The sequence below is a fragment of the Pleurocapsa sp. CCALA 161 genome (genome assembly GCF_003003995.1).
GTDB lineage: Bacteria > Cyanobacteriota > Cyanobacteriia > Cyanobacteriales > Xenococcaceae > Waterburya.
In genome coordinates this window covers 24,361-40,201 of record NZ_PVWF01000044.1, presented here as the reverse complement: position 1 = coordinate 40,201, position 15,841 = coordinate 24,361, and the positions used below count along the sequence as shown (strand labels likewise).

The window sequence follows — 15,841 nt, the reverse complement described above, 5'->3', positions numbered from 1 at the left end:
TTACTTGTTACTTGTTACTTGTTACTTGTTACTTATTACTTGTTACTTGTTACTTGTTACTTGTTACTTGTTACTTGTTACTTGTTACTTGTTACTTGTTACTTGGCTATCTAAAGCTTGTTTTAAACTATGAACAATCATGTCTGCATCTACTTCAGTTAAGATCAAGGGTGGAGCAATAATTAAGACGTTAGAAAGTCCAGGAATAGTGCTACCATTGCGTCCAATAATTGTGCCAAGTTCTAAACAGCGAGCCACAACTGCACCTACTTTTTCTCCTGCGAGGGGTTCTTTGGTTTCTTTGTCGGCTACCAATTCAATGCCAAGGAGTAATCCTTTACCTCGTATTTCTCCTACAAAGGGATGATCTTCTAATGCTGATAATTCTGCCCTTAGATATGTCCCCATTTTGGCAGCCTGGTTCGCCAGCTGTTCGGTTTCGATAATCTCGATATTTTTTAAAGACAGGGCAGTGGAGGCGGGGTTTCCGCCATAGGTATTAATATGACGGAAGTGGGAGGTGGGATCGGACTCATCTAAAAAAGCCTCAAAAATGTACTGTTGGGTAACGGTTGCCGAAAGAGGTAGATAACCACTGGTAATCCCTTTTGCCAGGGTAATAATATCTGGCTTGACTCCCCAATGTTCATGTCCGAACATCTTACCTAAACGCCCGAAACCGCTGACTACCTCATCAAAGATTAACAGAATGCCATAGCGATCGCAGATATCCCGTAGTATGGGTAAATATTCATCGGGAGGAACGATGACGCCCCCACCCGAAATAACAGGCTCAACGATAATCGCCGCAATGCTTTCTGCTCCTTCATGAATTACCGTATTTTCAATATTAGTCCCGCATTCAATGTTACATGAGCCGTAAGTTTTGCCAAAGGGACAACGATAACAGTAGGGGGGATGAACGTGAAGAAAGCCAGGGACAAGAGGATCATATTTCGCTCGTCTTTCTGCTTGAGCAGTAGCACTCAGCGCACCCATAGTATTACCGTGGTATGCCCGATAGCGAGAAATAATTTTATATCGCCTCGTACCGCCTGTTTGGGCGTGATATTGCCGCGCCATTTTAAATGCTGTTTCATTGGCTTCTGAACCACTATTGGAAAAGTGAACCTTGCCCTCAAACTGAAGTAATTCAATTAACTTGGCTGCCAGCTTAATCGCTGGGGAATGGCTCATCACCAAAGGAAAATAAGACAATTCAATTAACTGTTCATGGGCTGCATCAGCAAGTTCCTTGCGTCCATAACCCACATTGACGCACCATAACCCCGATACCCCATCTAGATATTCTTTGCCCTCGGCATCGGTGACATAGCAACCCGATGCTTTATCCATGCGTTTGGGTGGGTTGCGTTCATATTTTTTATGCTGCACCATTGGATGCCAGAGAGATTCTCTATCCATTTGGGTCAAATTTAATGGTGATGGTGCTACTTGTGATTTCGCTAAGATTGACTCGTTAGAATGATTCACATCTAACATTGCACTGTTTCCTCTTAATAGTTAGTTGAGTTAGTTGTTGTTAAAATCTCAAATCTTGAAAAAAGGCGAGCGGGACGCGATCCTTTAGGGTATCTGGAAGATAATCACGCAGCCTGAACAAAGTCTAGTTGCCATTCTTGCAGTCAAGGCTTGACGTAAAATATCAGCATTAACTAGAAGCAATCATATTGCGATCGCTTAGTTGAAAATAAATATTGCTATTTAGGAATTAGCCGAAATTTGCTGCCATAAAGAGCAACGTGGTTAATTTTTTATCAAAAGTCAGACCTAAATTAAATGATAGTTAGATAATTGGGCGAACCAGAACCACTTCTATTGATCAAGTGCTTGTGAAGTCTGCCATGCTTGATATATAGCCTTAGAGGAGTATGGTTATTGCAAACACACTGGTCAGACATGAGGTAAAACCCAAACTAGAATAAACTACATAATTAGCAATGCAACTTTATCTTTAAAGCTTAGAAAATTTATGAGAAACTTTTTGTTTACTGTAAACATTTGCGTATCAATATCATGAAACCTTGAAAAAATTGCTATTGTTCCTTGTTTTATTTACGCCAGGTAAAATAAAAAGTCGCCCCTTGCCCAAGTTGAGATTTGACCCAGATATTTCCCCCTTGAGCTTCGACAATTTTTTTCACAATTGATAACCCAATGCCTGTACTTTCAATTGAGTCTCTAGCTTGCAAAGTTTGAAAGATGGTAAAGATACGTTCGTGATATTGCGGATCGATACCTAATCCGTCATCTTGAACTGCAAATTGATAAAATTCAGCTTGTTCTTCCACCAGAATGGTAATTTTACCCTGTTGCTGGGGATGATATTTAATGGCATTACTAATTAAATTCAGAAAAACTTGCTGGAGTAAAAGAGCTTCGGTTGTTAAACTAGGCAAATTAGGCGGAATCACGATCTCAAATCCTGGTGGAGGAGATAAAGAATCGATCGCCTCATTGATTAAATCTTTAACCTCAACGGTTTCGGTTGGAGTATCTTTTCTCCCCACGCGAGAATATTCTAATAACCCTTGAATTAAACCATCCATCCGTTTAACCCGAGACTGCATTAATTGCAGTTGTTGTTGGTTTTCTTCAGGAATCTGTCCTTCTAAATCTTCACTCAGCCAAGCTGCTAAATTGGCGATCGCTCTTAGAGGCGCTTTAAGATCGTGAGAAGTAACGTAGGCAAATCGATCTAACTCCTGATTGCGAGTTTTTAGCAAAGATGTAATCTTGAGTAATTCGCGGTTAAACCATTCTAGTTCAAGAGCTTTTTCTTTCAGGGAATTCTCCACCCGCATTCGGGTTTCCAATTCGCTTTTTAAGTTGTCTAATAATTCTGCTTGCTGAATGGCGATCGCTAACTGGACTGACAATTTGTCTAATAATTCTATTTCATCCGTGTTCCAACGACGAGTATTTTTGCACTGATGAGCAATCAATAAGCCCCAAAGTTTAGTATGTTTTTCTAATGTTGCAGTAGAAAGCAAAAGAGGACAAACTATATGAGCCTTAACTTGAAAATCTTCTAAAAGCTTAATATGACATGAAGAAAGACCATATTCATAGATATCATTAATTGCTAGAGTTTCGCCCTGTTCATATCTAGCTGCACCTTGCTCTTGAAAGCAGGTATCGACTATATTTTTTCCCCCAGCTTTTGTCCAGCCAGGGGTAATTGACTCGGCAACGATATCGCCACTCATATCTGAGGCAAATCGATAGATGACTACGCGATCGCAATTTAACAATAGACGCACTTCTTTTACTGCCGTATCCAGAATTTCTGATAAATCTAATGATTGACGAATCCGTAAGGCAGTTTCAGCAATTAACTGTTGTTGCTGAATACTTTTGTGTAGCAAAGATTGTAGATAATTTTGCTGGAGGACATTCTTAACTGAAGTAGCTAGAGTTTCGAAGGTTAATTGCCCTTTGACTAAATAGTCTTTTGCCCCCTTTTTCATTACTTCCACCGCAACGGTTTCATTGCCTTGCCCCGTCAGCATGATAATAGGTGGGATAAAATTTATCTGTGCTTGTAACTCTTTGATAAATTCCGAACCGTTACAATCAGGCAGCAGATAATCCAGTAGGATTAAATCTGGTTGGATCAGCGCAAATTGTTCTAAACCCTCTTCCCCAGATTCCGCTTCAATAATTTTATAGTTAACAGTAATTTCCTTGCCTAAATAGCGACGGCAAATTTCACGATCTTCAGCCGAGTCGTCAACGATTAAAATTGTATATTCACGAACAGTCATAGAGTTTAATTAAAGATTGATATTACAATCAAGTATTCAAAAATAATTACCTGAGAATTACTGTTCACTGTTCACTGCTGAAAGATCTAAATTGAATTTAACAGCGATTTGATGCAAAATTTCCTGCTCTTCTTGGGTAATATTGCCTTGAGCAATGGCAATGTCATAGCACCTTCTTAAGGTTAGAGGGGCAAACTCAGGCATCAATTCTGCCAGTAGCACCGATAAGTCATGATGCTGTTGAAGATTGACGGCAAGAGTTTCTACAGAGGAAGGAGAAATTGTGTTTACTTTGGGTAAGATTTCTGCCCAGGCTTGATTTGGATAACTTACCTGTACCATATGCGCCAAGATGCGATCCATCACCTGAGATTGTTTTAAAGCTACCTGCCAATCTGTATTAGTTTTGGTCTGCATTGATGTAATTTCGGCATGGTAAACTTTACCTTGATAGAAACGACAGGCAGTTTGCCCCAAAACATACAGCATAGCTGCATTTGTAGAAGCACCAACAATTGGTCCAATGCCAGGAACAATCTCCACTACGGTTAAACCTGTTTTGACCACATCAGCACCTAAAGATAAACCAAAAATCGCTAAAGCTTCTCCTCGTCTGGCGGAATCATTTAGATCTAAATTGTAAGCTGCTGCAATTTCATATACCATTTCAGTTTGCAGCTTAGTAGTAGCAATTAATTCTATACCCAAAAACAGCGCTGCTATAGGAGGAATAATATTAGTTAATAGTCCTAAACGTCCACCTGCCCAGGTTTTTTGAATAATTAAACGCTGGGCAATTTGATTTGGTGTTTCATGAGGATATTGCGATCGCATTTGGACTACAGTACTCTCAATTTTGGCAGTATCTACTTTGCCCAGAAAGGTCATTAGCCAATCCAAGCCAATGATCTTATCTGCTGCTGTGAGTACAGGATTAGCTGAAATCCAGTCTAAAGTCTGCCCTGTCGATACTGTGGTTCGCTCTAATATTCTTTGGGCTTCAACAGTTAAAGTTTCAGTCAAAGTGCCTACGGTGGAAATTACCTCAGCAATAAAATTAGTTGGAGAATTCATGTCGGATGTGGGGTAATTTTGGGCTATACTAAATCCTTTTCAGATTAGGTTACTTAAAAAATTGAGTAATAAGTAATAAGTAACAAGTAACAAGTAACAAGTAACAAGTATTAGTTATTCTGATTTCACCACCGAATTTTTACGCAGAAATTAAACATTTCCTTTGCCAGGCGGATTTATTGTTAATTGATAATTAGTTGATATTAAAAATCCTGACTGCAATACCGACAATGGTTCATACAGCCAGGATCTAAAAAAAAGAGATTGTTGTGATGATTAGCAATATAGCTTCCAATCATCTACTATTTCTATTTCTATTTATTTAGTTAAATTGTCAAAGAAATTAGCTGCTTTCTCTTTGACTGTAGTAGCATCTGCTTCCTCAGGGGAAATCATCTTATCTTGATCGGCTGCACCCTGTACTTCGTTTAATCCTTTCTGGGACTCTTTGGTTACTTCGTCAATTCCCATAGGGGCAGAACGCGCCACGTCATCTGTCTTGTCTTGAATCCTGTTTAGATTCGCTTCGCCGTCACTAGGCTTACTAGTTGCTGCCTGAACAGGGTTAGCAACAGCTATAAATAATAATCCACATACGAACATGGTTAATACAGCACGAATAGAAGACTTTAACCAGTTGTTTAATTTATTGAATGACATCAGCTGACCTCAAATATTTTTCTTATATTATTTTATATGATGGCTGCGATCGCTCCATGACAACATCCAACTAAAGATAGAAAATAATAGAAAATATTCGCTATTTAGACCGATAGTTAACTATTAACTGACACTTAAGCTTTTTGTTGCTGGTATAATGCCTTAAACTTCCGTTGCTGTACTTTGTGATCGACGATTGGTTCAGGATAGTCAGTACCTGCTCTTTCTAAAGGCGGAATTTTGCCTGTGACTAAATACTCGCTATCGAGAGAACTGATTTCCCCCACCCACTGACGAATATATTCTCCATCCTGGTCAAATTTTGCAGCTTGAGAAGCAGGATTAAAAATTCGCAGAGGTTTTGGATCCATGCCACTAGAGGCACTCCATTGCCAACCGCCATTATTGGAGGACAAATCACCATCGTAGAGTTTCTGTAAAAAATACTTTTCACCCCAACGCCAGTCAATGATTAAATCCTTGGTCAAAAAACTGGCAACAATCATGCGACAGCGGTTATGCATCCAGCCTGTTTCATTTAGCTGTCGCATGGCTGCATCCACAATAGGATATCCTGTTTTGCCCTCGCACCAGGCTTTAAATTTGGTTTCGTCGTTTTCCCAAGGAAAGTCTTTGAATTCGTCTCGATATGCACCTTGAGCTAATTCGGGAAAGAAAAACATACAGTGCTGATAAAATTCTCGCCAAGCTAGTTCCTTTTGCCAGGTAGTGACACCGCTTTTAGCTTCATCACTACGGCAATTTTGAGCGACTTCTAGGGTTGCTTGCCAGACAGTTCGAATACCAATCGCGCCAAACTTGAGAGCAGCGCTTAACTGTGAAGTACCATCTATATAAGGAAAATTACGTTCTTCATCGTAACAATAGATTGTGCGATCGCAAAACTCGGCTAGCTTTTCTTTGGCTGCGGTTTCCCCTGGCGCTACTAATAACGGAGAGTCCCACTGATAACCTAGATCTTGAGCAGAAGGTAAAGCGATCGCTCCTGCTTGTTCAGCGGTTTTTATTGCCGCCTTAGATAACCCATTAAGCTGGTTAATTTCTTGAGCTACCCCAGGTTTAGCTTGACTGTTCCAACTACGCCAAAATGGCGTATAAACCTTATAAGGTAAGTCTGACGACTTGGTTAAAATCTCGCCTGGAGCGTGCAAGAGCTGATCCCAAAAGTTTTCAGTTTCAATGCCTTGTTCGCTCAGAGCTTCTCTTACTTGGCGATCGCGTTGTTTGGCATAGGGTTCTACATCCAAATTCCAGAAAACAGCTTTTGCCTTAAGTGCGGTGGCTAACTGGGGAATGGCTTTTTGCGGTTCACCCCGAATAATTAATAATTGACTACCAAGCTGTTGATAACTTGACTGCAACTCCTTTAAACAGCCCATCATGTAGGTAACTCTAGCTGGTGCGATCTCATCCCCGTCGAGAATACCTGGATCGAGACAAAACAAACCTACTACCCGATTACTTTTCTCTGCTGCGGTGCTTAATCCCAGGTTGTCAGAAATTCGTAAATCGCGACGATGCCAAAAGAGTATTAAATCAGACATGAATAATCAAATGCTTTTCCCTTGTTTATCTTAGCGCTTTTTTTAGTTCAGATGAACTTGTTTTTAATTGCTGTAATTCAATTTATTTAAACCCCAAATCAGTTCCTGTACCTGCATGAACCTGAGCCAACTTGTGATATTTACGAGCATGTTCAATTAATTCTTGCGCCTGTTCCTCACTGATATCTTTGATTTTCTGAGCGGGAATTCCCACCACCAGCGATCGCTCTGGCACATCTTTAGTCACAACGCTACCTGCCCCAATAATACTTCCAGCACCGACTCTCACACCATCTAGAATCACTGCGCCGATGCCGATCAAACAGCCTGTTTCAATATAAGCTGAGTGAATTACTGCTCGATGTCCTACCGTCACATAATCCTCTAAAACAGTGGGCTTACCAGGATCGCCATGCAACACTGCTCCATCTTGAACATTGCTATATTTGCCGAGGGCAATCTGCTCTACATCTCCCCGAACTACTGCCCCATACCAGATGCTGCAACCCTCGGCTAAAGCAACATTGCCTATCACCGTAGCATTATCGGCAACAAACGAAGCAAGAGATAAATCGGGCGCAGACCAATAGAAATCCTGAGATTGAGCCATAATTTATAAGATAAGCTATCTAACGAGATCAAGATATTTTAGGCATAACCAGATTTACCCGTGTTATAAGAAAACAGAACCCAATTTAGATCATATGGATTTAGCTTTACAATACCCTGTTTTTGGTCCCGAAATTGTTTGCCCTCACTGCCGACAGACAATTCCTGCTCTCACTCTCACGGATACTTATCTGTGTAGTCGTCATGGTGCTTTTGAAGCCGATCCTAAAATTGAGGAATTGGTTCATTTGCCATCAGGCAGAAGTTGGCGACAGTGGGAAAACCAGTGGTATCGTCAGCATACTCATCCTGACGGAATTCGCTTTGAAATTCACGAAGCTTTGGATGCTTTGTATACTGAAGGTTATCGTGCAACTAAGGTGATTATTGCCCTTCGTTATCGAGATTTAGTTAGCTCTTATTTAGGGCGTAGTCATCCTTGGCGCGAAAGCCCAGAGTTTAAATCTCCCAAGCTTTATGGGCTACCAATCAGTTTTAGCCCTGAAAATGCCGAACCTTATTGGGAAATTATCAACTTTACCCTCGAAAAAGAACCTGGAGTTCCCCGTCACTATCCCTACCGTTTCTTATTTGAATAAGATAAGTATTGCCATTGCTCACTGCTCACTGCTAATTGAAAATGCATCATGCTTCGATTCGTACCGCTGATATTCATCAGGCGATCGCTTTTTATGAACAGCTAGGTTTTACGGTTAATGAACGTTTTACCACAGGCTATACTCTAGCTTGCTGGATGACTGGACTGGGGGGAAGAATTGAACTAATCCAAATTCCCGAACCAAAGCCTGCACCAGACGCTTTTAATGATGAACATTATGTTGGCTACTATCATCTGTCTTTCGATCTGACTGATTCCACTCCTAACTTGAGTAGTTGGCTTGCTGAACTAGAGCAAAAGATTAATACTTTAAGACCCAGTGTAGACAAAATTGCTCCCCTCAAGGTTCTACTTCAGCCCGAACAACAAATGATTGGCGATCGCCTTTATGAAGTTGCGTTTATTGCTGATCTTGATGGCTTACCTCTAGAATTTATCCGCATCATTAATTAAGTTTAATATAACTCCTTATTTTTCTCGCGATCGTCATCAAAAAAAACTATTGATTATGGATTGAGAATAATCGTCAAATCTAGAAGAAAACCAGGTAAAACGTCTTCACCTAAAAGTTGAGGCGGATTTTCCAGAGAGAAATTTAGAACTTCTACATCTTGTTGGGATCGATAAATTTCAACTAAAGGGGTTTGCGGATCGATTAACCACCCTAAGCGCGCTCCATTGTCTTGATATTCTCGCATTTTGAGGCGTAATTTCGCTAAAACATCACTTTCTGAACGCAATTCAACCACAAAATCGGGACAAAGAGGCGGAAACCGTTTTTGCTCTTCTTTGGTTAAAGCTGACCACCGTTCTAATTTAATCCAAGCAGCATCAGGACAACGATAAGCACCATTAGGTAATTTAAACTCGGTAGAAGAGTCAAAGACTTTTCCTAACTTGGTTTGACGGTTCCATAAGTTTAAATCTGTGGTTATGTCAGAATTTCTAATTCCGCTTTCTCCTCCTGTTGGCGGCATAATAATTAATTCTCCTGCTGGTGTAAGTTCTAATTGCCAAGGTTCGTTAGCAATACAGAGTTGATAAAATTGTTCATCGGTTAAACCTACGGCAGGAGGTATATTCAGGATTAGAGATTCCATGATAGTCTTCTAAAAAAGGAGTTAATTATTATTTTATCTTTCCACTAATGCTTTCTTCGCTTCTGCAACTGGTTGTGGACGGCGACGCAAACGATACATCACTAAACCAGTGATAAATAGAATTGTGGGAGATAAGCCAACGAAGATATATAAAATACGAGTGGGTAAACCGCCAAAAGTACCGTAGTGCATTGGTACAAAAGCATTCAAAACGCGATCGCCCAAGGGTAATGCTTGAGTTGCATTTACTGTTTTGAGAACTTTTCCTGTATAGCGGTCTAAAGCTACTTCGCTAGTGTATTTATCTTTTTGTCCTGGCAATTGTTTATAAATATGAAACACTTCTGTTGGTTCTGTAGGTAAGCCAATATAGGTAATTTTTCCTCCTGGTAAAGCGGTTTGTGCGCGCTGTAAAATTTCTTCTAAATTCATGGTTGTTGTGCCAGGAACAACTTGAGAAACTGGTTCTACTGGTTTAGGCGAAAAAGTGGCAGCATAGATTAAAGGTTCAGTTTGGTCGTGAAAATTCCAGAAAAATCCTGTCAAGGCAATCATTGCCAAGAAAACAACCGAAATGATTCCTGCTACTTGATGAATATCGTAGTTTTTACGTTTGAGACGGGCATTCCATTTAATTTTGAACCCAGCCATGAAATTGCGCCAACCAGACCACAGTACTAAGCCTGTCAGGCTGAGAATGAACATAAATAAAGCTGCAATACCAGCAATAGCAGTACCTACATTACCTGCGAGTAAAGCGTAATGTAATTGAAAAACCCTGCCAAAAAAGCTAGTATCCCAAACTCTGGTATTGAGAACTTCCCCAGTATAAGGACTAACGTCTACTTCAGTAGAAAGTTCTTTGCTATCGATGAAACTAACTTGAACCAGGTCGGGTTTTTCTAAAGGAGAAATGCTATCGAATTTAAGATCTTGGCGCTCTTGATAATTTGCTTGTACCTTGTCGAGTATTACTTCTAAAGATAAGCGATCGCCTGTAGGTTCTATTTGTCCTACTCTTTGACTTAAGAGCCATGGGTCAATTTCTTGATAGAAAACGAGAATACTGCCTGTAATGCCGATAACAATGGCAATAATGCCCACTGTTAGACCGAGCCAGCGATGGAGAGAAAAAGCTAGATTACGTAGTTTTTTAGCGTTCATAATTAATGCTCCTCTATATTTTTTGCTTAAAACTAAATCATTTCTACCAGGAATTACTTCTGCACTTGGTACTTAGTTTTCTCCCGTAGTAGAAACCCTTTGTCGAGATCTACTCTCTTTAGTAATAACTATTAATTGCTGATTACTTTGACTAACAGGATTTAATTTTTCTTTGGCTTGTGCTTCTAAACTAGATAAAAAAAATCAAAATATTGATCAGCAAGGCATTTCTAGCCATGACAATCGACAATAGTATTTCCGCTTCACTCAAAGACTTCTTTCACAAAAGAAATTTATTCTCAATAAAAATATAAAAATTAGTCTACGTAATTTCCTGGAGTTTGTCTAGATAGTTGCCGTTAAGGTTATTTATTTGTCATAAATGTAATGTTCGAAGAGGCGATCGCTTGAACTGGGAATATACCATTCCATCGAAAATGAATATTCATCACTATCGAGTAATGTAAATAAAGCAAAAATCCGTGTTATCATTAAGTACAGATATAAGTACTTAAATTTAGAAATGTTAGCCAAGCAAACCAACTATACTAATTTACGCCAAAATTTAGCATCCGTTTTAGATGAAGTTATTGACAACCGTGGTTGCGTCATAGTTAGTAGAACAGGAAAAGAAGATGTTGCTATCATTGCTGCATCAGAGCTTTCTAGTATGATGGAAACTCTTCATTTACTAAAATCCCCTGCTAATGCCAAGAAACTATTTGCTGCTATGGAAAGGGCGGATGAACTTGAAGGAGTTCAAATCGAACCTCAAACCCTACAACAACTTTGTGAGGAATTAAGAGTTGGGCAATAAGGCGGTAGTTTTTGATGGTCAATTTAGAGAAGATTTACGTTGGTGGTTTAGAAAAGACAAGAAGATAAATGAGAGAATTTTAAATCTAATTGAAGCTACTATTGCTAATCCCTTTGAAGGTATCGGAAAACCCGAACATCTTAAATACTTTTCTGGCTCAAGATGGTCGAGAAGAATCACTCAAGAACATAGATTAGTTTACCAAGTAAGTTCTGACAAAATAATTTTTTTGCAGTGTAGATATCACTACGAGTAGACTAGTCCCGCTGCGCGAAAGCTCGCAACGCTATTGCGGAATTGAAAAGAAAAAGGTGCTACCTTGCCCATAAACGCTTTCGACCCAAATTTTGCCCTGATGTTGCTCGACAATGTGACGACAGATAGCCAAACCCAAACCCGTGCCTCCTTTCTGGCGGGAATCGGAAGCATCAACCTGTTGAAAGCGTTCAAAGATAGTTTCTAGTTTATTTTTGGGGATGCCTCTACCTTGATCTTTGACTGAAAAGAGAATGTTTTGTTGGTCTAATTTAGAGGAGATGCAAATGTTACTATGGGCAGAAGAAAACTTAATGGCATTGCTAATTAAGTTATTTAAAGTTTGCACCAGACGATCGCGATCGCCTAAAAACTTGAGAGATTGAGCATCAGCTTGAAGACTAATTCCCTGTTCATCTGCGATGGAGATGGTTGTATCTATCGCCTGTTGGATCAACTCGGCACTATCACATGGTTGTGGATTAAGTTCATCTCTTCCCGATTCCATTCGTTCTAGGTCAAGAATATCATTAACTAAACGTACCAGGCGATCGCTATTTCTCAATGCCATATCTGCCATTTTAGCTCCCGATTCTGATAGTTCTCCTAAACGACCTGCCGAAAGTAATTTCATCACTCCATGAATTGCAGTTAAAGGAGTTCGCATTTCATGACTAGCAATAGAGATAAACTCGCTTTTCATTTGCTCTACTGCTTTGCGTTCGGTAATATCTTCGATCATCGAGAAAAATCCTTTTACCTCACCGTGGGAATTGAAGTCGGGAACAAAAGTAGCATTCATCCAGTAGAAATTGCCCCCATCAGCAATCGGCTGACTTTCAAAAGTAACTGTCTTTCCTGCCAGTGCAGTCTTGATATAGGGCAACATTTGTTGATAGTTATGCTCCCCAACCACCTCCTTAATCAATTTTCCTTGCAGACTGGAACGAGGTTTACCATACCAACTTTCGTAAGTACGATTGTTATAAATATAACGTTGCCGAGCATCTATATAGGCAATTAATACTGGCAGCGCATCAGTGATTAACTTGAGCTGATTTTCGCTTCTTTGAAGAGATTGTTCGGCTTGAATGCGTTCGCTCACATCCATAATTGTTTCTAGTACCTTAAGAACTTTTCCCGCAGAATTTACCGTTGGCTCGCCTCTACTTTCAATATATTTAATTGTGCCGTCGGGAAACAACAATCGATAGTTCAGTTCCCAAGATGTTCCTTGTTGGTGTCCTGCACGCAAAGTTTTTTTAACTAGTAACAGATCTTCTGGATGGACACGTTCTAAAATTTCTTGACAGGGTGGTGGGACAGGATATTTTTGGGCAAAGCCTAAAATAGCAAATAGTTCTTCTGACCAACTTTTGCGGTTCGTTTCATGGTCGTATTCCCAACTGCCAATTTTGGCGATTTTTTCGGCTTTTACCAGCAAACTCTGCGAAGTTTCCAGTTTTTCTTGGGTTTGTTGCTGTTCGCTAATATCTTTCAACATGACCGTGAAAAACATTCCTGCTTTAGTTTGTAGTTTAGCTACAGATGCCTCGGCTGGAAATTCGTGACCATCTTTGTGGCGACCATAGACGTTACTACTACGATCTGTCATCTGACGAGATTTTTCGGGTAATTCAGCAAATTGCTTGATGTGGTGACGATGCACTTGACGAAATGCTTGAGGCAACAGGATATCGAGAGACTGTCCCATAATTTCTGCTGCCTGATAGCCAAAAATTTTCTCGGCACCTTGGTTGAATAACTGAATCTGCTGTTGCTCGTTAATTGAAATAATTGCCTCATCAGCATTATCTAAAATACCCGCTAGCTTTTGCTGATTTTCTCTTAATTCTTGCTCGGTTTGTTTGCGTTCGACAATTTCTAATTTTAAAAGTTCATTAGTAGCCGTTAATTCTTTGGTGCGTTCCTCTACTAACTTTTCAGTATAATTGAGCAATTGAGCCTGAGATAATGCCACGCCGATTTGATCCCCTAGCTGATTGAGTAACTGGATTTCAGATTCCTGCCACTGTCGCGGATGATGACATTGATGAGCCACTAAAAGACCTTGAAGTTGACCCTGAGCAAGAATTGGTAGAACTAGCTTTGCCTTAATCTGAAACTGTTGTAAAAGCTGTTTAATGTCTAGATCAATAGCTGCCGTAGCTAAATCGTCGATCGCCAGTACTTTTCCCTGGCGATATCTGGCTAAATATTTTCCCTGCAACAGAGGATCGGCAATTTCATAACCCAACATGGTTGGTAAATCGGGCAAAAGCGCCTCGCTAATAGGTAAAGCGTTATGATTCGGCTTGAGTTTCATAATTAAAACGCGATCGCAAGCCAGCAGATGCTGTACTTCAGTCACGGCAGTTTGCAAAATTGCCTCTAGCTCGATGGACATCCGAATTTTACGAGTTATATCTGTCAGCAGCTTATTTTGTCGATACTGAAGCTCTAACTTGTTCCAAACTCGTCTTTGTTCGGTAACGTCAATCCCTGTCGCAATAATAAATTCAACCTCTCCTTGTGCATCAAACAGAGCAGTATTTGACCAGGAGATTAAGTGCTGAGTGCCATCTTTGGCAATCCAATAGTTTTCATATTGATTGTTAAATTGTCCCTCAAGCAGTCGCTCAAATACAGCTTTAACCGTCGCTTTTTCTTGAGGGGGAATCAGAAAATCCCAAACCTGTTTATTTTGAACTTCTTCAAAGTAGTATCCAGTAACTTGTTCGCAGGTATGATTGAAACTAACGATTGTTCCCTGTCGATCCAATACAGCTACTAATGCACCCACAGTATTAATCACTGCCTCAGAAAAATCCCGTTCTTGCTGAAGTTGAATCTCTGCTTCTTTACGCTGAGTTATGTCGCGAGTGACTGCTAGTAGTGCCGTAATTTGCTCCTCGTCTCGAAAAGGAACAACATGAGTTTCTAGCCAACGGGATGTCCCCTTCAATCCATTGAGGATAAACTCTAACTTAGCCGATTTTCCTGCAAACACGCTTTGGGTAAGTTCAATAAAAGCCTGACGATGCTGTGGATCAACTAGGGAAAAAACCGATTGACCAAGTATTTGCTCGGGAGAATCTGCTTCAATCATAGCCAATCCAGCAGGATTAATATCGATGAGCGTGCCATCCCGTTGGATCAATTTAACGCACTCTGGTTCTGACTCAACAATAGTACGCAGGAGATTTTCACTTCTAGATAGTTTGGCTTCGCTTTTTGCTAAAGCTAGCTCAGATAGTTTGCGCTCTGTAATGTCTCGCGCTGCTGCATAAATCAATTTTTCTGCTATGTAAGGATTTGCTGTCCACAACAGCCAACGATAATTACCGTCTTTCGTGCGATAGCGATTTTCAAAGGAAATCGTCGTTTTTCCTGTCATTAAGTTACCCAGTTCAGCCATAGTTGCTGCACGATCATCTGGGTGAACAAAGTTGATGAAAGGTTGAGCTATTAGTTCATCAGGGGTAAAGCCTAAAATCTGACTTAAGGTGGCATTAGTCCGTATAAAATAGCTATCAAAACCGACAATACACTGGATGCTGGCAGTCTCAAAAAATCTGGCTAATTCTTGTTTATTTTCTGTTGATAGTTGATGGCGATCGCTCAAACCATTTGGCAATTCTTTGTTTTGATTGGGATCGACTGGGTATGCATTAGAGCGATATTGCTTAGTGGGAGGGAAATATGGCATCAAACTACGAACACCAATTACCCCAATTAATTGCCCTTCCTCTTCAATTGGTAGGTAACTGATGGAATGCTGCTGGCAGAATGACCACACTGTATAAAGATTATGACATTGCGATCGCAGTATGGTTAATACTGGTTGAGTCATTACCTGCTCAACCGTTGTCGTTGCTAAATTGGTTTGGCTGGCTACTAATCTCACCACATCACTTTGAGTTAAGATGCCAATCAGTTTGTTGGCTACGACGATTAGCAGACAGCCTAGCTTATTTTCGGCTTGATTTTGAGCAATCAAAGCAATTGCGCTATTTAGTAAAGTATTTGGCGCAATAGTTGACAAATTAAATTCAATGTACTTATCAATACTCAATATTAATCCGTGGCTAGGTTTAAATTTTATAAAAAAAACTAAGAGGATAAATTAAGTGTAGGTTGCTCTCATTAATGATGACAAAATTTTAAGCTTTTTACTGTTTGTTGTGCAG

At 40.1% G+C, this 15,841-nt stretch carries 13 protein-coding genes; 4 read left to right on the top strand and 9 right to left on the bottom strand.

Annotated elements, in window-relative coordinates:
* Positions 1-84: 84 nt before the first annotated feature.
* The 6 genes from C7B62_RS12475 to C7B62_RS12450 all read right to left on the bottom strand — a co-directional run bounded on the left by C7B62_RS12475 (position 85) and on the right by C7B62_RS12450 (position 7,697).
* Complete coding sequence (locus tag C7B62_RS12475; RefSeq protein WP_106236514.1) at positions 85-1,425, bottom strand: aminotransferase; 1,341 nt, start codon at positions 1,423-1,425, stop codon at positions 85-87.
* A 647-nt stretch (positions 1,426-2,072) separates the two neighbouring features.
* Positions 2,073-3,788: an ATP-binding protein gene (locus tag C7B62_RS12470; RefSeq protein ID WP_106236512.1), complete on the bottom strand. Its 1,716-nt coding sequence runs from the start codon at positions 3,786-3,788 to the stop codon at positions 2,073-2,075.
* A 57-nt stretch (positions 3,789-3,845) separates the two neighbouring features.
* Positions 3,846-4,862, bottom strand: a complete 1,017-nt coding sequence (locus C7B62_RS12465; protein WP_106236509.1) for a hypothetical protein — start codon at positions 4,860-4,862, stop codon at positions 3,846-3,848.
* Between the two features lie 318 nt (positions 4,863-5,180).
* Positions 5,181-5,522, bottom strand: coding sequence for a hypothetical protein (locus C7B62_RS12460; protein ID WP_106236506.1), 342 nt, complete (start codon positions 5,520-5,522; stop codon positions 5,181-5,183).
* A 134-nt stretch (positions 5,523-5,656) separates the two neighbouring features.
* The gene (locus C7B62_RS12455) at positions 5,657-7,087 is read right to left on the bottom strand and encodes an FAD-binding domain-containing protein (protein WP_106236503.1); all 1,431 of its coding nucleotides are present in this window, start codon (positions 7,085-7,087) and stop codon (positions 5,657-5,659) included.
* Between the two features lie 82 nt (positions 7,088-7,169).
* Positions 7,170-7,697, bottom strand: coding sequence for a gamma carbonic anhydrase family protein (locus C7B62_RS12450; RefSeq protein WP_106236500.1), 528 nt, complete (start codon positions 7,695-7,697; stop codon positions 7,170-7,172).
* A gap of 94 nt (positions 7,698-7,791) precedes the next feature.
* On the opposite strand from C7B62_RS12450, the gene C7B62_RS12445 reads away from it, so the two are divergent.
* Together C7B62_RS12445 and C7B62_RS12440 are read left to right on the top strand one after the other, a co-directional pair.
* Positions 7,792-8,295 (top strand): TIGR02652 family protein, encoded by a 504-nt coding sequence (locus C7B62_RS12445; protein WP_106236496.1) that lies wholly within the window; start codon positions 7,792-7,794, stop codon positions 8,293-8,295.
* A gap of 41 nt (positions 8,296-8,336) precedes the next feature.
* Positions 8,337-8,768, top strand: a complete 432-nt coding sequence (locus tag C7B62_RS12440) for a VOC family protein (protein WP_106236494.1) — start codon at positions 8,337-8,339, stop codon at positions 8,766-8,768.
* A gap of 53 nt (positions 8,769-8,821) precedes the next feature.
* Here the strand turns inward: C7B62_RS12440 and C7B62_RS12435 are convergent, their stop codons facing one another.
* Positions 8,822-9,415, bottom strand: a complete 594-nt coding sequence (locus C7B62_RS12435; protein ID WP_106236491.1) for a Uma2 family endonuclease — start codon at positions 9,413-9,415, stop codon at positions 8,822-8,824.
* 33 nt (positions 9,416-9,448) lie between these two features.
* On the bottom strand, positions 9,449-10,579 hold the full coding sequence (locus tag C7B62_RS12430; protein ID WP_106236488.1) for a PepSY domain-containing protein: 1,131 nt from the start codon (positions 10,577-10,579) through the stop codon (positions 9,449-9,451).
* Positions 10,580-11,102: 523 nt separating this feature from the next.
* Here C7B62_RS12430 and C7B62_RS12425 point away from each other — a divergent pair.
* Both C7B62_RS12425 and C7B62_RS12420 read left to right on the top strand, forming a co-directional pair.
* Entirely contained in the window at positions 11,103-11,396 is a 294-nt protein-coding gene (locus C7B62_RS12425) for a type II toxin-antitoxin system Phd/YefM family antitoxin (protein ID WP_106236485.1), read from the top strand.
* Complete coding sequence (locus tag C7B62_RS12420; RefSeq protein ID WP_106236482.1) at positions 11,386-11,652, top strand: Txe/YoeB family addiction module toxin; 267 nt, start codon at positions 11,386-11,388, stop codon at positions 11,650-11,652. The genes C7B62_RS12425 and C7B62_RS12420 overlap by 11 nt, the downstream gene beginning before the upstream one ends.
* Positions 11,653-11,682: 30 nt before the next feature.
* Here C7B62_RS12420 and C7B62_RS12415 read toward each other — a convergent pair whose 3' ends face one another.
* The gene (locus C7B62_RS12415) at positions 11,683-15,696 is read right to left on the bottom strand and encodes a PAS domain S-box protein (protein WP_146132091.1); all 4,014 of its coding nucleotides are present in this window, start codon (positions 15,694-15,696) and stop codon (positions 11,683-11,685) included.
* Between the last annotated feature and the right edge of the window lie 145 nt (positions 15,697-15,841).

Coding starts and splice junctions, on each gene's coding strand:
- C7B62_RS12475 (WP_106236514.1), bottom strand. CDS start 1,425: ATGGATAGAGAATCTCTCTGGCATCCAATGGTGCAGCATAAAAAATAT.
- C7B62_RS12470 (WP_106236512.1), bottom strand. CDS start 3,788: ATGACTGTTCGTGAATATACAATTTTAATCGTTGACGACTCGGCTGAA.
- C7B62_RS12465 (WP_106236509.1), bottom strand. CDS start 4,862: ATGAATTCTCCAACTAATTTTATTGCTGAGGTAATTTCCACCGTAGGC.
- C7B62_RS12460 (WP_106236506.1), bottom strand. CDS start 5,522: ATGTCATTCAATAAATTAAACAACTGGTTAAAGTCTTCTATTCGTGCT.
- C7B62_RS12455 (WP_106236503.1), bottom strand. CDS start 7,087: ATGTCTGATTTAATACTCTTTTGGCATCGTCGCGATTTACGAATTTCT.
- C7B62_RS12450 (WP_106236500.1), bottom strand. CDS start 7,697: ATGGCTCAATCTCAGGATTTCTATTGGTCTGCGCCCGATTTATCTCTT.
- C7B62_RS12445 (WP_106236496.1), top strand. CDS start 7,792: ATGGATTTAGCTTTACAATACCCTGTTTTTGGTCCCGAAATTGTTTGC.
- C7B62_RS12440 (WP_106236494.1), top strand. CDS start 8,337: ATGCATCATGCTTCGATTCGTACCGCTGATATTCATCAGGCGATCGCT.
- C7B62_RS12435 (WP_106236491.1), bottom strand. CDS start 9,415: ATGGAATCTCTAATCCTGAATATACCTCCTGCCGTAGGTTTAACCGAT.
- C7B62_RS12430 (WP_106236488.1), bottom strand. CDS start 10,579: ATGAACGCTAAAAAACTACGTAATCTAGCTTTTTCTCTCCATCGCTGG.
- C7B62_RS12425 (WP_106236485.1), top strand. CDS start 11,103: ATGTTAGCCAAGCAAACCAACTATACTAATTTACGCCAAAATTTAGCA.